Raw genomic sequence first — 14,743 nt, 5'->3', positions numbered from 1 at the left:
CAGGAACAAAAACCTACTGAAACGCTTGATCTAGACGTGTGCAAGCATACCGGCGAATGCTCGGCATTGAAGGCCGTTCGTCGATTTTTGAAATATTGATGTGTTTGGCGGGGTGTTGCGGGGAGGTTCCAGTCCAAGCGCTTCGAAGCTCAAAGCGCTTACGGACCAGGTGACGCGGCGGATCTTTGGGTGAGTGTTACTTCTTGCCCAAAGTGATCTGCTTGGACGGGCCGAACGTCTGGCCGCTCACGCCTTTGGCAATTTGCTGGATCTCGCCGCCGGACTTGAGGAACGCAGCGATCTGGTTGTTGATCGATTCGCTGGTTTCAACGGCTGGAGCTGGCTTTGCTTTGCTGTTGGATGCTTTTACACGCATGGCGGCCATTAACCTGTAGAAAATTAACTTGGCCAGGCATCGTACAGGAAATACTTGACAATTGCTTGGCTAATATCCCCTCAAAATACACATCGCAGGGGCGTCATTAATCACAAGCTATTATTCGAAATACGTTCCTAAGCTGCTGTTTTAAATAAGAACGACAGTAGAAAAACACAGGTTTCAGATCCGCTGGCGAGGGTGACGATCGCCCGTTCGGCCTGACGAGCGGCCAAACACTCAAGGCAGAACCCAGGAAAATTAAGGCCTTCAGAAGAATTTCTGGTGTCACCGGGCTGGCCACGGGAACGCCGCACGGAAAAACGGGTAGAATGCCGCCCACGCAATGAGGGTATTGGAAATGGCTTTAGTCGGGCGCTACAACAGTTTGCAAGTGGTTAAACACACTAACTTCGGTTTATATCTTGACGGTGGCGCGGATGGCGAAATCCTCCTGCCTAATCGTTATATTCCCAAAGATATTCCCAGCGAAGATGAAGATTGGCTCAACGTTTTTGTTTATCTGGACAGCGATGACAAACTCATCGCAACTACCGAAAAGCCGAAAGTTCAGGTCGGTGAATTCGCCAGTTTGAAAGTCGTTGAAGTCAACAGCATCGGTGTTTTCCTGGATTGGGGCCTGCCGAAGGATTTGCTGCTGCCGTACTCCGAAGAAAAACGTCAGATGACCGCCGGTGAATATGTCGTGGTGCACGTCTACCTCGACAAGCACACCCGCCGCATCACCGCGACGGCTCGCCTGGACCGCTACCTCGACAAGACTCCCGCCAGCTACACGCCTGGCCAGGAAGTTGATTTGCTGGTGGCCGAAGCGACCGACATGGGCTTCAAGGCAATCATCAACAACAAGCACTGGGGCCTGATTCACAAGAACGAAATCTTCAAGTTCATGCGCGCCGGCAAGGAAGAGAAGGGCTTTATCAAAGAAGTCCGTGCCGACGGCAAGATCAGCCTGAGCCTGCAACCGGTGGGCGAAGAAGCCGCCACCAGCCTCAACTCGAAGATCCTCGCCAAGTTGCGTGAAAACAACGGCACCCTGCCGGTCAGCGACAAGAGCGACCCGACCGTGATCACCAGCCTGTTTGGTGTCAGCAAAGGCAACTTCAAGAAGGCTATCGGTGCGCTGTACAAAAATGGCCAGATCGTCATTCATGCGGATCGCATTGAACTAAGCTGACCTCGCTCCGGCCCCATATAGAACGATTACAGAGGGGCGGGTTATGAAAAAAGGGCTGTTTGCCTACGCGGGCACCTTGCTCGCGTTTCTTGTGCTCGACGGCCTATGGCTGGGCGTGCTGATGGCGCCGACTTATCGGGCGCTGCTCGGTCCGCTGATGCTCGACCAACCGCTGCTGGCCCCGGCAGCGGTGTTCTATCTTCTTTATGTCTTGGGTTGCGTGGTGTTCGTGGTGTTGCCGGCGAAGACCTGGCGACGAGCTTCGGTGCTGGGCGCGCTATTGGGTCTGGTGGCTTACGGCACGTATGACCTGAGTAACTGGGCAACCTTGAACGGATGGTCGGCGCAGTTGGCGTTGACGGACATGGCCTGGGGCACGTTGGCCACCTGCATTGCCTGCACGGTCGGGTATTGGGTTGCGCGAAAAGTGCAGTGATCCTCGTTGCCTGCAATGACGCAATCGGGAATTTAAAGGTCCCGTCCAGGCGGCATTTTCTGGCCGTTTGGTTAATAATCGACAGCATAACTTTTCGCCCCGACACCGTTTGTTCAGCAAGCAGGCCGGGGCTTTGTTTTTACTGTCGAGTCACTGCCATGTTTGTTGTTGTCGAGGTGTTCCGGTGAGCGCCAGCCGGCGTAGCGCCGATGGATTTGCCCTGCAAGTGATGGTCGGGTTGTGCCTGATCTGGGGCGTGCAGCAGGTGATGATCAAATGGGCGGCGCCCGACATCGCTCCGGTCATGCAAGCGGCGGGGCGGTCGGGTATTTCCGCGTTGCTTGTAGGACTGTTGATCTGCTGGAAGGGTGGCTGGGACCAGGTCAGCAGCACCTGGCGCGGTGGCTTGTTGGCCGGTGCGTTGTTTGGTCTGGAGTTCTTTTTCATTTCCGAAGGTTTGCAACTGACCACGGCAGCGCATATGTCGGTGTTCCTTTACACCGCGCCGATTTTTACCGCGTTGGGCGTGCACTGGCTGCTGCCGAGCGAACGTCTGAGGCCGGTGCAATGGCTGGGGATTTTCCTCGCCTTCGTCGGGATCGCCATCGCGTTTGCCGGCGGCGTGTCCTGGGACAACCTCGACCACCGCATGTTGATGGGCGATGCGTTGGGCGTACTGGCCGGGGCATCCTGGGGCGCGACCACGGTGGTGGTGCGTGCCTCGCGACTGTCGGAAGCCCCGGTCACGCTGACCCTGTTTTACCAACTGATCGTCGGTTTCGTTGGGCTGCTGCTGATCGCGATCCTCAGCGGTCAGGTGACCCACGTCAGCCTGACCACCGTGGCGGTGGCGAGCGTGCTGTTCCAGGGATTGGTCGTGTCGTTCTTCAGCTACCTGACGTGGTTCTGGCTGTTGCGCCGTTACCTGGCCGCGAACCTGGCGGTGTTTTCGTTCATGACACCGCTGTTCGGTGTCACATTCGGCGTGGTGTTGCTGGGTGAAGAGTTGAGCCTGAACTTCGTCATCGGTGCCGTGCTGGTGTTGTTGGGCATCACGTTTGTCAGCGCTGAGCAGTGGGTTCGCCGTCGTTTGCGCAAAGCCCTTGGGCAGCAGTGACCGGACGCAACAGCAGACCACCAGCGACAAGCAAGCCGCTACCGGCAACCACCAGTGCTGGCTGCAAACCGCCGCTGAAATGGCTGCTCAGCGCCGCCAGCAACGGCCCGGCGAGTTGACCCACCGCAAAGCAGGCCGTTAGCATCCCGGCGTTGCGTTGAGTAGCGTGGGGCGCCAGTTCCCGGGAACGTTGCATCACCAATTGCATGCAGGCCAGGAACGGCGTGCCGCAAAGAATCACCCCCAGCGCCAGGCCCGAGCCGCTGCCCAACAGGCAGGCAAAGACACCAGCGGCTTGCAGCCACAACGTCACCATCAGCCAGTGGCGGGTGCCATTCGGGGTTTGTCGACGCAGGCTGACCAGCACCACCCCGATAGCCGACGCCAGACCGAAGCACGGCCAGAACAGGTCGGCCTGCCATTGGCCATGGAACTGTGCGCTGGCCATTTGCGAAAGGAACGTGGCGGGGATGATGTAGCCCAAGCCGTACAACCCGTAGATCACACCTAGGCGGCCAATGCCTTGCTGACTCGAAGTGCCCGCGCTCGGTGCGGCAACCACTGCGGCGGTCGATTGCGGCAGAAACGGCAGAATTCCCAGCAACATCGCCAGGGCGACACCGGCATAAACCAGCCACAAGGTGGCAGACGTCTGCCCCAGCAGGTGCGAGCCCAACGCCAACATTCCTGTGAGAAAAATCCCCAAACCAGGTCCGGCAAATACCTGGGCGCCCAGTCGTGGGCGGCCGGCTGCCGCTGCCAGTGGCTGGCTCAACGCCGTGATCATCACCAGCACCCAGGCGCTGGCCACGCCGGTACCGAATCGCAGCACCAGGTGCGACCAGAACCCGTTGGCCCAGAACGACGCCAGCGTCAGCAGCACACACAGCCACAACCCACCGAGCAGGCGCCGACGAACTTGTTCGGGACGGCGAGAGAACATGGCGTCCACGGCGCCGACGAAGTAGCCGAGGTAGTTGGCGGCGGCAATCAGACCGGCGGCAGTCAGGTCGATCTGACCTTCGCTGAGCAAGTGCGGCATTTGCGGCGTGAGGGCGAAACGCCCGATGCCCATGGCAATCATCAGGGCAATAAAACTGGCGAGTAAGCGAATCAAGGGAGACATGGTCTGGATTCCGGCAAAGGATCAATGACCGTCAGGCTAGGACTGATTGACTTTCTTTAAAAATGAATAATAGTGAGTAACTTGTTCTGATTTGGAGAAGATCGTGGAGTTCAGCCAGTTACGAATCTTCCAGGCCGTGGCGCAAGAGGGCTCGATCACCCGTGCTGCCGAACGGTTGCACCGGGTGCCGTCTAATCTGTCAACGCGGCTCAAGCAACTTGAAGAGCAGCTCGGTGTAGAGCTTTTCGTCCGCGAGCGTCAGCGTTTGCAACTGTCACCTGCGGGAAAAGTCCTGCTGGACTACACCGCCATGCTTTTTAACTTGCGCGACGAAGCTCAGGCGGCGGTGCAGGGCGGGCAACCGGCCGGGGACTTCGTGTTGGGCACCATGTACAGCACGGCGGCGATTCATTTGCCGGGACTACTGGCGCGTTATCACCGCACGTATCCGGCGGTGAACCTGCAAGTGCAGTCCGGGCCCAGCGGTGAATTGCTTGAGGGTTTGCTCACCGGTCGTCTCGATGCAGCCTTGGTGGATGGCCCGCTGGAGCTGGCCGGTCTGGACGGTGTGCCGTTATGCGACGAGCGGCTGGTGCTGATCAGCGAGGCCGATCACCCGCCGGTCCGCAGCGCCATGGACGTGGAAGGGCGCTCGGTGTTTACCTTTCGTCAGGGCTGCTCCTACCGCATGCGTCTTGAAGCCTGGTTTGCCCATGACCACGCGGCCATGGGCCGGGCGATGGAGATCGAGTCTTACCCGGGCATGCTGGCGTGTGTGATTGCTGGCTCGGGCGTGGCGCTGATGTCGGAGTCGATGCTGGCAAGCCTGCCGGGCCGTGAAAGCGTGGCGGTGCACCCGCTGGCGGAGCCGTTTGCCCACGCGACGACCTGGTTGATGTGGCGCAAAGGCATGGTCGGGGCCAACCTCAACGCGTGGATTGAACAGCAACAAGCGGTCTATCCATCGGCGCCGATGCAGGCTTCGGCGATTGCTTGAACTATCGGTCAGGTATTTTGATCAATTCAGTAACAGATCATTGCGGATTTGGCCGAGCATTGCGTAGGACTTCAGACTATTATCAGTGCGAAGGGGCTACAGAATTTCAGCCGCTCGGCACTACCCTGAAGGGGGCACCATGAAAGAGAAAATTCAAAACTGGCTGCACGATCTGGGTGTTGCACTCGGTTTGATCGAACCGCCTCTGCAACCTGTTCCTATTCGCACCGACGACGAACAGCGTCGACGCCAGCCGCGCCGTCGGTAAGTCTGACCCGCACTGGCTCAAACCTGGCAAATCCTCTGTGGCGAGGGAGCTTGCTCTCGCTGGGGCGCGTAGCGCCCCTTGGTAGCCTCAGAGTTGTCAGGGAATACTCGGACAGGATTGGCGACTGCTGCGCAGCCGAACGGGAGCAAGCTCCCTCGCCACAGTTCACCACTAGCGTGCGTTTGGCATTCGGACTCAATGCCGTCCAATCTCCACCAAAAACCGACTCAAATCATTCGCCGTCCTGGCATCCTTGAGCATACGGTCTTCTTCCGCCGTAAACGCCGTCAACCCCAGCTCATCCTCCAGATGGAAGATCAGCTCTTCGATATCCTGTTTATCCAATCCCAACTGCGCCAGGCTGGCGTTGTCGTCGAAGTCATCCTGACCCTCCAGCAGGCGGCTGATGAAACGATGCACGGCGGCACGAACGGCAGCTCTTTTCATGGTGGTTCTTCGAGGGCGTTATTGTTGTTCCTGAGCTTGAGTACAGCAGGCTTCAGGTGTGTGAGCGCTGCCACTCGTCAATCATCGTGCGCAAATGCTCCCCGGAAAAACTCCCGAAATGCCCGCCGTGCACCGTACGGATCGGCAACGTGCGCAAGCGCTGCAGGCTGCGAGCGTAGTCGTCGAGATTGGAGTGGTAGGCGTCTTCGATCAGCGGGCCGTCGTAGATGATGTCGCCGCTGAACAGCGTCTCGGTTGCCGCTTCGTACAGGCTGATGCCGCCCGGTGAATGCCCCGGCGTATGCAGCACCTGCAGTACGCGATTGCCCAGATCCAGCACGTCGCCTTCTTCAATCATCCCCGTGGCCGGCGCGGCTTTGACCCGATATTCGGCATAGCACAACGGGCAGTCCGGGTGCGCCTCGAACATCTCGTCGCCGACAAACGCCCGGCTCAAATCGTTTTCGCCGTCGGGTGCCGCCAGGATGTCGGCCTCGGCCGGATGCACCAGGCGCTCGGGAAATTCGTGATGACCGGCAATGTGGTCGAAATGGCAATGACTGGCCACTGCCACCAGCGGCCGCTCGGTGATCCACGGCAACTGCTCGCGCAGGCTCACCAACCCGGAACCGCTGTCCAGCAGCAAGTCCTTGTCGCGGCCCTGAATGTGCCAGAGGTTGCAGCGATAGAAGGGCCGGATGTAAGGCTCGTGAATCAGCCGAATGCCGTCACTGAGCTGTTTGACCTCGAACCACTGATCGCGCGAAACAATCTTCATCAAAGGTTTTCTCCAGACGAAAAAAAACGGGTGTGGCAACCGACGCCACACCCGTCGAAGAAAGCATCAAGTCGTTAGGTTCAGCTTAGGCGGCGCTGGCCATCGTTGCCGGACGAGGGGACAGCAAGCTGACCACCACGAAGCTCACCAGGCCCACGCCGAGGCTGTAGTAGATCGGAGTGTTGGCGTCCATACCGTCCTTGAACATGAACAGCAGCGCAGTGGCAAAGCCCATGCCCATGCTGGCGATAGCGCCGGCGGTGGTTGCGCGTTTCCAGAAGATCGCGCCCATCAGCGGAATCAGCATGCCGCCCACCAACAGGTTGTAAGCCAGGGTCAAGGCACTGATCACATCGTTTACCACCAGCGCGATACCCAGCACCACGATGCCGGTCAGCAGGGTGAACAGGCGGTTGATGCCCAGGCTCGACTGTTTGCCGCCGCGCAGTTTCGGCAGCAGGTCTTCGGTCAGAGTGGTGGCGGCGGCGAGCAGGCCGGCGCTGGCGGTGGACATCATTGCTGCCAGGGCAGCCGCGATCACCAAGCCACGGATGCCGTCCGGCAGCGAGACTTTGACGATAGCGGCAAAAGCGTTATTGACGTTGTCCAGATCCGGGATCAGTACGTGAGCGGCCATGCCGATCAATGCACAGACCAGGCCGTAGATGATGCAGTAGATGCCCGCGGTGGTACCGGCATACTTCGCAACTTTCTCGCTTCGTGCGGTGAACACCCGTTGCCAGATATCCTGGCCTATCAGGATGCCGAAGAAGTAAATCATGAAGTAGGTGATGATGGTGTCCCAGCCAATGCTGGTGAAGCTGAAGCTGGCAGCCGGCAATTGTGCAACCAGTTGATCCCAGCCACCCACTCGGTACAAGCAGATTGGCAGCAGCAGGAACATCAGGCCTACGGTCTGGATACCGAACTGGACGATGTCGGTCAGGGTCAGCGACCACATTCCGCCGATGGCCGAGTAGATCACCACCACGCCACCGCCGAGAATTACCGACATCCAGAACGGAAGGCCGAACAGCACTTGCAACACGGTGCCGATCGCCAGGATCGAGGTCACGCCGATCATCAGCGCATAGGCCAGCATGATGCTCGCGCTTGCGGTACGAGCCATTGGGTTATAGCGCTTTTCCAGCACTTGAGTGACGGTGAAAACCTTCAGCTTCAGCAGCGGTTTGGCGAGGAACAGGTTCAGCGCCACGATCCCGCAACCCAGTGCAGCACAGAGCCAGAAACCCGAGATGCCATGAACGTAGCCCAGGCGCACGGTGCCCACGGTGGACGCGCCGCCCAGAACGGTGGCGGCCATGGTGCCCATGTACAGGCTCGGGCCGAGGTTGCGACCGGCGACCAAGTAGTCTTCGTTGGTCTTGGCCTTGCGCATGCCGAAGTAGCCGAGTATCAGCATCGCGGCGGCGTAGATGAGTACGACGAATAAATCCAAAGCCATGATGGCGTGTCTCCGATTGTCTTTTTTATGGTGAGGCGAAAATCAATGTGGCAATCAGTCCGCTTTTTGTGGCGAGGGAGCTTGCTCCCGCTGGGCTGCGAAGCAGCCCCAAATCCTGCAACCGCGTTTCTTCAGGGGAAACACCATTCGCCTGTTTTGCGACTGCTGCGCAGTCGAGCGGGAGCAAGCTCCCTCGCCACAGAGGTCCGTTGACCATCGTTTGTGTTGAATCAGGCGGCTTGTCGCATCGCCGGCTTACTGAGCGCATCCGTGCCCTTGCTGCGTGCATCATTCGGCCCGAACACCGCAGCCGGTTCCGGAAACAGGCTCAGCAGCGTCAGGTACACCAGCGAGGCCAGGCCGAGGGTGACCGGCAGGCTGATGTCGATGCCGCCGGCCAGATCGCCCAGCACACCCACAAACTGCCCCGGCAGGTTCACAAAGCACAAACCCACCAGCGCACTCGGGATCCAGGCTCCCAGGCCACGCCAGTTCCAGCCGTGGGTGAACCAGTAGCGGCCACCTTTCTCGCCGCGGGTGAACACTTGCAGGTCATCCGGGCAGTAGAAGCCGCGACGCACCACCAGGCCGATGATCATGATCACCATCCACGGGGTGGTGCAGGTGATGATCAGCACGGCGAAGGTCGACACGCTCTGCACCAGGTTCGCGGCGAAGCGCCCGATGAAGATGAAGGCAATCGACATCACACCGATCAGCAACGTCGCCTTGACCCGCGACAGCACCCGAGGGAACACGCTGGACATGTCCAGCCCGGTGCCATACAGCGAAGTAGTGCCGGTGGACATGCCGCCGATCACCGCGATCAGGCACACAGGCAGGAAGAACCAGCTCGGCGAGACCGCCAGCAAACCGCCGACGTAGTTGTTGGCCGCGATGTAGTCCGGTGCCTTGATCGCTACGATGGTGGCGGTGGCCAGGCCGAACAGGAACGGAATGAACGTCGCGATCTGCGAGATCACCACGGCGGCCATGATCCGGCGCTTGGAGGTCTCACGCGGGATGTAGCGCGACCAGTCGCCGAGGAACGCGCCGAAGGAAATCGGGTTGCTCATCGCCACCAGTGCAGCACCGATGAAGGCCGCCCAGAAACCTGGCTGACCCATATTGACGGTGCCGGCGTAATTCACATCGAACGGCCCGGCGAAGGCGAAGATGCCCAGCAGGAACAACAGGCTGGCGCTCCATACCGCGATTTTGTTGACCCACAGCAGAAAGCGAAAGCCATAGATGCAAACCGTCAGCACCAGGATCGCGAACAGCCCGTAGGCCAGGCCCAGGGTCAGGTCGGTTTCCGGCAGACCGATCAGGCGTTTGGCGCCACCGATCAGCGCATCACCCGAACTCCACACCGAGAGCGAGAAGAAGGCGATGGCGGTCAGCAGCGACAGGAACGAACCGACGATCCGCCCGTGCACGCCGAAATGCGCACCGGAAGACACGGCGTTGTTGGTGCCATTGAGTGGCCCGAACAGGCCCATCGGCGCGAGGATCAGCGAGCCCAGCAGCACGCCCAGCACAATCGCCCAGACACCGGCCTGAAAAGACAGGCCGAACAGCACCGGGAAACTGCCGAGCACGGCGGTGGCAAAAGTGTTGGAACCGCCGAAGATCATCCGGAACAAGTCCGTCGGGCCTGCGGTGCGTTCGCTGTCCGGGATCTGTTCGACCCCGTGGGTTTCAATCTGCGTAAGGCTTTGGTCTTTGTTGTTGTTATTCATGATCAGCTCCGATCATAAAGGCGCGCTCATCGTGTGTGAGCGTCACCTGTTTGGCTAAGGGGGTGGCAGCCCTTCCGGCATCGCGGACAAATGTTCATGGCAGGCCAGCCATAGGCCTTGTTGTTGTCGGCGAAACACAATCGTCTCGCGCTCCTGGCTGAAGTGTTGCTCCCCTTGCATGCGCAGCTCGGTGGCCACGTCATGGATGAAAACCGCCACGTCACCCTGCAGGCTGACGAAGGCGTTGCTCGACGTGCACGCAAGCACCTCGAAGCCATCCTCGGCGCGCCAGGTGTCCCACAACGCCTGATAGGCATCGCGCGACAGCAGGGGCTGTTCGAGGGTGTAGAACACGAAGCTGGCGTCGGCGCTGAACGCGTCGAAGTAGGCTTCGCGATCGTTGCGGGCAAAAGCCGTCACCAGATCGGCGGCAGCTTTCAACACCTGATCACGTTCGTTCATGACCGATCCTCAGCGGTGGGCCACGCCAGGCAGTACGCAGAGCATTTCGTACAGCAGGTTGGCGGCCAGCAGCGAGGTGTTACCGGTGGTGTCATAAGCGGGCGAGACTTCTACCAGATCGCAGCCGATCAGGTCGAGGCCTTGGCAGCCGCGAATGATTTCAATTGCCTGAATGGTCGTCAGACCACCGATTTCCGGGGTGCCGGTGCCTGGCGCCCAAGCCGGGTCGATGCCGTCGATGTCGAAAGTCAGGTACACCGGACCGCCGCCGACTTTTTCGCGCACTTCGGCCATCAGCGGTGCCAGGGATTTGTGCCAGCACTCTTCAGCCTGAACCACACGGAAGCCCTGTTTACGGCTCCAGTTGAAGTCTTCGGAGGTGTAGCCCTGAGCGCGCAAGCCGATTTGCACCACGCGATCGCAGTCGATCAGGCCTTCTTCGGCCGCGCGACGGAAGGTGGTGCCGTGGGCGACTTTCTCGCCAAACATGTGATCGTTCACATCGGCGTGAGCGTCGATGTGCACCAGGCCGACCTTGCCGTGCTTCTTGTGAATGGCACGCAGGATTGGCAGGGTGATGGTGTGGTCGCCGCCCAGGGTCAGCGGGATCACATTATGTTCGAGGATAGCGTCGTAGGATTCTTCGATGATCCGCACCGCGTCCAGCAGATTGAACGTATTGATCGCCACGTCGCCGATGTCGGCCACCGACAGCGAATCGAACGGTGCAGCGCCGGTCGCCATGTTGTACGGGCGGATCATCACCGATTCAGCGCGGATTTCGCGAGGTCCGAAGCGGGTGCCGGGGCGCAGCGAGGTGCCGATGTCCAGCGGGACGCCAACAAAGGCAGCATCCAGACCGGCAGCGGTAGGCAAATGGGGGAGTCGCATCATGGTGGCGATGCCGCCGAAGCGCGGCATTTCATTGCCGCCCAGTGGTTGGTGAAGAATCTTTTCCACGGGTAAGGCCTCATCGTCGTTGTTTTATTTATGTCGGTTGCGCCGCTCCGGGGAGGTTCGGGCACCGTTAGGGGCCGATTCTGCGAAATGTAGTGGCCGGGAAGAATCGCTATGGGCAAATACTTAGTTCAGATTTTTCTAAACTAATGGTTGGCACGACGATAGACTTGCGGCCATGTGCCGCACTCCTGTGGCGAGGGAGCTTGCTCCCGCTCGGCTGCGCAGCAGTCGTAAAATCGGCTGATGCGGTCCGTCTGACACTACGAGGTGAATGGTTGTAGGGCCGCTTCGCAACCCAGCGGGAGCAAGCTCCCTCGCCACAAAAGCGCAACACGCATGACCTTGCAAACGGAGCCCCCATGGCCAACGCTTTACCCGACCTGAAACTGTTACGCATCTTCGTCAGCGTGGTGCGTCATCAGGGGTTTGCCAACGCGCAGCAAGAGCTCAACCTCTCGACTTCGGCCATCAGCACCTACATGAGCCAGCTCGAAGCCGCCCTCGGCCTGGTGCTCTGCCATCGCGGTCGCGGCGGTTTCAGCCTGACCAGCAAGGGCGAGCTGTTCCATCAGGAAACCCTGCGTCTGTTGGGCGAGCTTGAAGGCTTCGAACAGTACGCGGCGGCGTTGAAGGGCGAACTGCGCGGCACTCTCAACCTCGGCGTCATCGACTCCACCGTCAGCGACAAGGCCTTGCCGTTCGCCGAAGCCATCGGCGCCTACAGCCAGGAACACCCGGCCGTGCATTTGCACCTGTCGGTCATGAGCCCCTACGAATTGCAGCTCGGCGTGCAGGACAACCGTCTCGACCTGGCCATCGGTGCGTTTTCCACGCGCATGAGCGGCCTGGTTTACATGCCGCTGTACCGCGAGCAACACTGGTTGTATTGCAGCAGCCGTCATCCGCTGTTCACCGAGCGGCGCATTCCTGAGCAAGTCATCACTCAGCAACGCATGGTCGGCCGTGGTTACTGGAGCCAGGCCGAACTGGCGCGCCACGGTTTCAAGCACAGCGCCGCCACCGTGGAAAGTATGGAGGCGCAGCTGATTCTGGTGCTGTCGGGCGCCTACATCGGTTACCTGCCGGAGCACTACGCCCAGGCTTGGGCGGACAAGGGCGATTTGCGCGTCCTGCTGCCGGCGACGTTTGGTTATCAGGCGCCGTTTTCGATGATCGTGCGTCGTGGCCGCAGCCGCGAGCCGCTGATACAGACCTTTCGCGATTTGCTCAAAGCACAACTGAACCAGGCCTGAGAACATGTCCAGAATCCAGTGTCCACGCTGCCTGCGCCCACAAACCCATTGCCTGTGCCCGCTGATCCCGAGCCTCGACAGCCGCACCCGAGTGCTGTTGTTGCAGCATCCCAGCGAAGTGAACCATGCGCTGAACACGGCGCGACTGGCCGCGTTGGGCTTGAAGAATGCCGAGTTGATTGTCGGTGAGGTGTTTGAGGATTTGCCGGTGCTGCTGAATCCTCCGGGGTATCAAGCGCGGTTGTTGTTTCCGGCCGACGATGCGCAGCCATTGCAGGCGTACACCACGAATGAAGACCCGCTGTTGCTGGTCGTCCCGGATGGCACCTGGCGCAAGGCGCGCAAGATGTTGCACCTCAATCCGTTACTGGCGGCGTTGCCGAGGGTGACGTTGGTGGATGGCGGAGTGTCTCGATATCGACTGCGCAAGGCACCGGGGCCGGGGGCGTTGTCGACGGTGGAAGCGATTGTCCAGGCGTTGCAGACGCTGGAAGCGCCGAGCTCTTTTGAACCCTTGTTGAAACCGTTCGAGGCGTTGATCGAAGGCCAGATTGCGGCGATGGGGGAGGAGACTTACCAGCGTAACCACGGCAGGTGATTACTTGTGGCGAGGGAGCTTGCTCCCGCTGGAGTGCGAAGCGCTCCCAATTTGTCGACCCAGTACACCTGTTGCGCCTGGTTGAATGATTTTGGGTCTGCTGCGCAGCCCAGCGGGAGCAAGCTCCCTCGCCACAGAGAATGAGTCAAACCTATCGCTCCCGCATCGCCTCGGTCCGCGCTTTCAACACCGGTTTCAACAGGTAATCCAGCACGCTTTTCTCGCCCGTGATGATATCCACCGTCGCCACCATCCCCGGAATAATCAGCAGCGGTTTCACATCGCCGCCCAAGTGATTCTTGTCGGTCCTCACCTGAATCAGATAAAAGCTGTTGCCCTTGTCATCGGTAATGGTGTCCGCACCAATCAGTTCCAGCTTGGCAGTCAACCCGCCATAAATCGTGTAGTCGTAAGCACTGAACTTGACCATCGCTTTCTGCCCCGGATGCAGGAACGCCACGTCCTGTGGCCGCACCTTGGCTTCGATCAGCAAGTTGTCTTCAATGGGGACGATCTCCACCATGTCGCTGCCCGGCTGGACCACGCCGCCGATGGTATTGACCTTCAGCACCTTGATGATTCCGTGCACCGGCGACACCACGGTGGTGCGGGTCACGCGGTCATCGATGGCGATGCTCGACGCTGTGATTTTCGACAGGTCGGTGCGTTTTTCATTCAGCTCTTTCGCCGCGTCCGAGCGGAAGGATTGCTCCGATTCATCGATCTTGCTTTTGATCTCGTTGATCGCCGATTCCGCCCGGGGAATTGCCAGCGTCGTCGCATTCAAAGAGCCGCGAATCTCCACGGCGCTGCGTTTGAGCCGCAGGATTTCCACCGGTGAAACCGCCCCGGTGCCCACCAGCGGCGCGGACATGTTCATCTCTTGTTGCAGCAAGGCCAGGCTCGAACTGAACTGCCCCTGCTTGGAGCGAAATTCCGCCAGTTCCTGAGTCTTTTGCCGCAGTTGTTCGGTTAGCGTCCGTTGCTCACTGGCCAGTCGACGCTGGCGTTGTTCGTATAACGAGCGCTCGTCTTCGGCCACTTGCGGAGCCTTGGCGATCACCTCAGGCGACAGCTTGAACGGCCGGCCTTCCGCTTCGGCCGACAGACGTTCGACCTGCGCGGTCAACGCATAACGATCCGCCTCGCTCTCGCCCTTGTTTGACAGAAACCGCGTGTCATCCAGGCGCAGCAAGGTGTCGCCCTTGTTCACCATTTGCCCTTCGCGCACGAAGATCTCGGTGACGATGCCGCCCTCCAGGTTCTGGATCACCTGGACCTTGCTCGACGGGATCGCCTTGCCTTCACCCATGGTGACTTCTTGCAGCACTGCAAACTTGGCCCAGACCAGCGCGGTAATCAGCAGCGCCGCGGCCAGCCACACGGTAATCCGCGACCAGCGCGGCGAATCCTGTAGCGAAGCGCCGGCGGTTTCCGGCATGAATTCGCTCTCGGCGGTTTTGCCGAAGCTGCCGAAGTAGCCTCGGTCTTGTGGCGTGTCGGATGATGAACGGGCCATG

General features: G+C 59.7%; 16 protein-coding genes. 7 read left to right on the top strand and 9 right to left on the bottom strand.

Annotation, left to right across the window (positions count from 1 at the left end; genetic code table 11):
* Window positions 1-196: 196 nt before the first annotated feature.
* On the bottom strand, window positions 197-385 hold the full coding sequence (locus FHL16_RS20475; protein WP_017337097.1) for a hypothetical protein: 189 nt from the start codon (window positions 383-385) through the stop codon (window positions 197-199).
* A gap of 352 nt (window positions 386-737) precedes the next feature.
* Here FHL16_RS20475 and FHL16_RS20470 point away from each other — a divergent pair, with 352 nt between their 5' ends.
* The 3 genes from FHL16_RS20470 to FHL16_RS20460 all read left to right on the top strand — a co-directional run bounded on the left by FHL16_RS20470 (window position 738) and on the right by FHL16_RS20460 (window position 3,127).
* Window positions 738-1,574: a CvfB family protein gene (locus FHL16_RS20470; protein ID WP_010462025.1), complete on the top strand. Its 837-nt coding sequence runs from the start codon at window positions 738-740 to the stop codon at window positions 1,572-1,574.
* 43 nt (window positions 1,575-1,617) lie between these two features.
* Window positions 1,618-2,010 carry a DUF2177 family protein gene (locus tag FHL16_RS20465; protein ID WP_077749138.1) on the top strand — a complete coding sequence of 131 codons (393 nt, stop codon included), beginning with the start codon at window positions 1,618-1,620 and terminating at the stop codon, window positions 2,008-2,010.
* A 184-nt stretch (window positions 2,011-2,194) separates the two neighbouring features.
* A complete protein-coding gene (locus FHL16_RS20460; RefSeq protein ID WP_010462021.1) occupies window positions 2,195-3,127 on the top strand; it encodes a DMT family transporter in 933 nt (310 codons plus the stop codon).
* Here FHL16_RS20460 and FHL16_RS20455 read toward each other — a convergent pair.
* Entirely contained in the window at window positions 3,072-4,253 is a 1,182-nt protein-coding gene (locus FHL16_RS20455) for an MFS transporter (RefSeq protein ID WP_077749137.1), read from the bottom strand. The two genes, FHL16_RS20460 and FHL16_RS20455, sit on opposite strands and share 56 nt — an antisense overlap.
* A 103-nt stretch (window positions 4,254-4,356) precedes the next feature.
* Between FHL16_RS20455 and ptrR the strand changes: the two genes are divergently transcribed.
* Window positions 4,357-5,250 (top strand): putrescine utilization regulator PtrR, encoded by an 894-nt coding sequence (ptrR, locus tag FHL16_RS20450; protein ID WP_077749136.1) that lies wholly within the window; start codon window positions 4,357-4,359, stop codon window positions 5,248-5,250.
* 139 nt (window positions 5,251-5,389) lie between these two features.
* Window positions 5,390-5,518, top strand: coding sequence for a PA1414 family protein (locus FHL16_RS34725; RefSeq protein WP_003184145.1), 129 nt, complete (start codon window positions 5,390-5,392; stop codon window positions 5,516-5,518).
* A 195-nt stretch (window positions 5,519-5,713) separates the two neighbouring features.
* On the opposite strand, the gene FHL16_RS20445 is transcribed toward FHL16_RS34725, so the two are convergent.
* The 6 genes from FHL16_RS20445 to speB all read right to left on the bottom strand — a co-directional run bounded on the left by FHL16_RS20445 (window position 5,714) and on the right by speB (window position 11,372).
* Window positions 5,714-5,965 carry a hypothetical protein gene (locus tag FHL16_RS20445; RefSeq protein WP_010462011.1) on the bottom strand — a complete coding sequence of 84 codons (252 nt, stop codon included), beginning with the start codon at window positions 5,963-5,965 and terminating at the stop codon, window positions 5,714-5,716.
* 52 nt (window positions 5,966-6,017) lie between these two features.
* Complete coding sequence (locus FHL16_RS20440) at window positions 6,018-6,743, bottom strand: MBL fold metallo-hydrolase (RefSeq protein ID WP_010462010.1); 726 nt, start codon at window positions 6,741-6,743, stop codon at window positions 6,018-6,020.
* Window positions 6,744-6,828: 85 nt separating this feature from the next.
* Window positions 6,829-8,208 (bottom strand): sodium:solute symporter, encoded by a 1,380-nt coding sequence (locus FHL16_RS20435; RefSeq protein ID WP_077749135.1) that lies wholly within the window; start codon window positions 8,206-8,208, stop codon window positions 6,829-6,831.
* A gap of 230 nt (window positions 8,209-8,438) precedes the next feature.
* Window positions 8,439-9,950: a purine-cytosine permease family protein gene (locus FHL16_RS20430; protein WP_077749134.1), complete on the bottom strand. Its 1,512-nt coding sequence runs from the start codon at window positions 9,948-9,950 to the stop codon at window positions 8,439-8,441.
* 54 nt (window positions 9,951-10,004) lie between these two features.
* Entirely contained in the window at window positions 10,005-10,412 is a 408-nt protein-coding gene (locus FHL16_RS20425) for a YybH family protein (RefSeq protein ID WP_077749133.1), read from the bottom strand.
* Between the two features lie 9 nt (window positions 10,413-10,421).
* The gene (speB, locus tag FHL16_RS20420; protein ID WP_077749132.1) at window positions 10,422-11,372 is read right to left on the bottom strand and encodes an agmatinase; all 951 of its coding nucleotides are present in this window, start codon (window positions 11,370-11,372) and stop codon (window positions 10,422-10,424) included.
* Between the two features lie 359 nt (window positions 11,373-11,731).
* Here speB and FHL16_RS20415 point away from each other — a divergent pair, with 359 nt between their 5' ends.
* Both FHL16_RS20415 and FHL16_RS20410 read left to right on the top strand, forming a co-directional pair.
* The gene (locus tag FHL16_RS20415; RefSeq protein WP_007945995.1) at window positions 11,732-12,625 is read left to right on the top strand and encodes a LysR family transcriptional regulator; all 894 of its coding nucleotides are present in this window, start codon (window positions 11,732-11,734) and stop codon (window positions 12,623-12,625) included.
* 4 nt (window positions 12,626-12,629) lie between these two features.
* Entirely contained in the window at window positions 12,630-13,223 is a 594-nt protein-coding gene (locus tag FHL16_RS20410) for a tRNA-uridine aminocarboxypropyltransferase (protein ID WP_077749131.1), read from the top strand.
* 151 nt (window positions 13,224-13,374) lie between these two features.
* Here the strand turns inward: FHL16_RS20410 and FHL16_RS20405 are convergent, their stop codons facing one another.
* Window positions 13,375-14,742 (bottom strand): HlyD family type I secretion periplasmic adaptor subunit, encoded by a 1,368-nt coding sequence (locus FHL16_RS20405; RefSeq protein ID WP_010462001.1) that lies wholly within the window; start codon window positions 14,740-14,742, stop codon window positions 13,375-13,377.
* Between the last annotated feature and the right edge of the window lies 1 nt (window position 14,743).

Source organism: Pseudomonas sp. FSL W5-0299 (assembly GCF_005930655.1).
GTDB classification, from domain to species: Bacteria; Pseudomonadota; Gammaproteobacteria; order Pseudomonadales; family Pseudomonadaceae; genus Aquipseudomonas; species Aquipseudomonas mandelii.
Note: the sequence above shows the minus strand (reverse complement) of the source record. Positions and strands in the feature narration are given on the sequence as shown.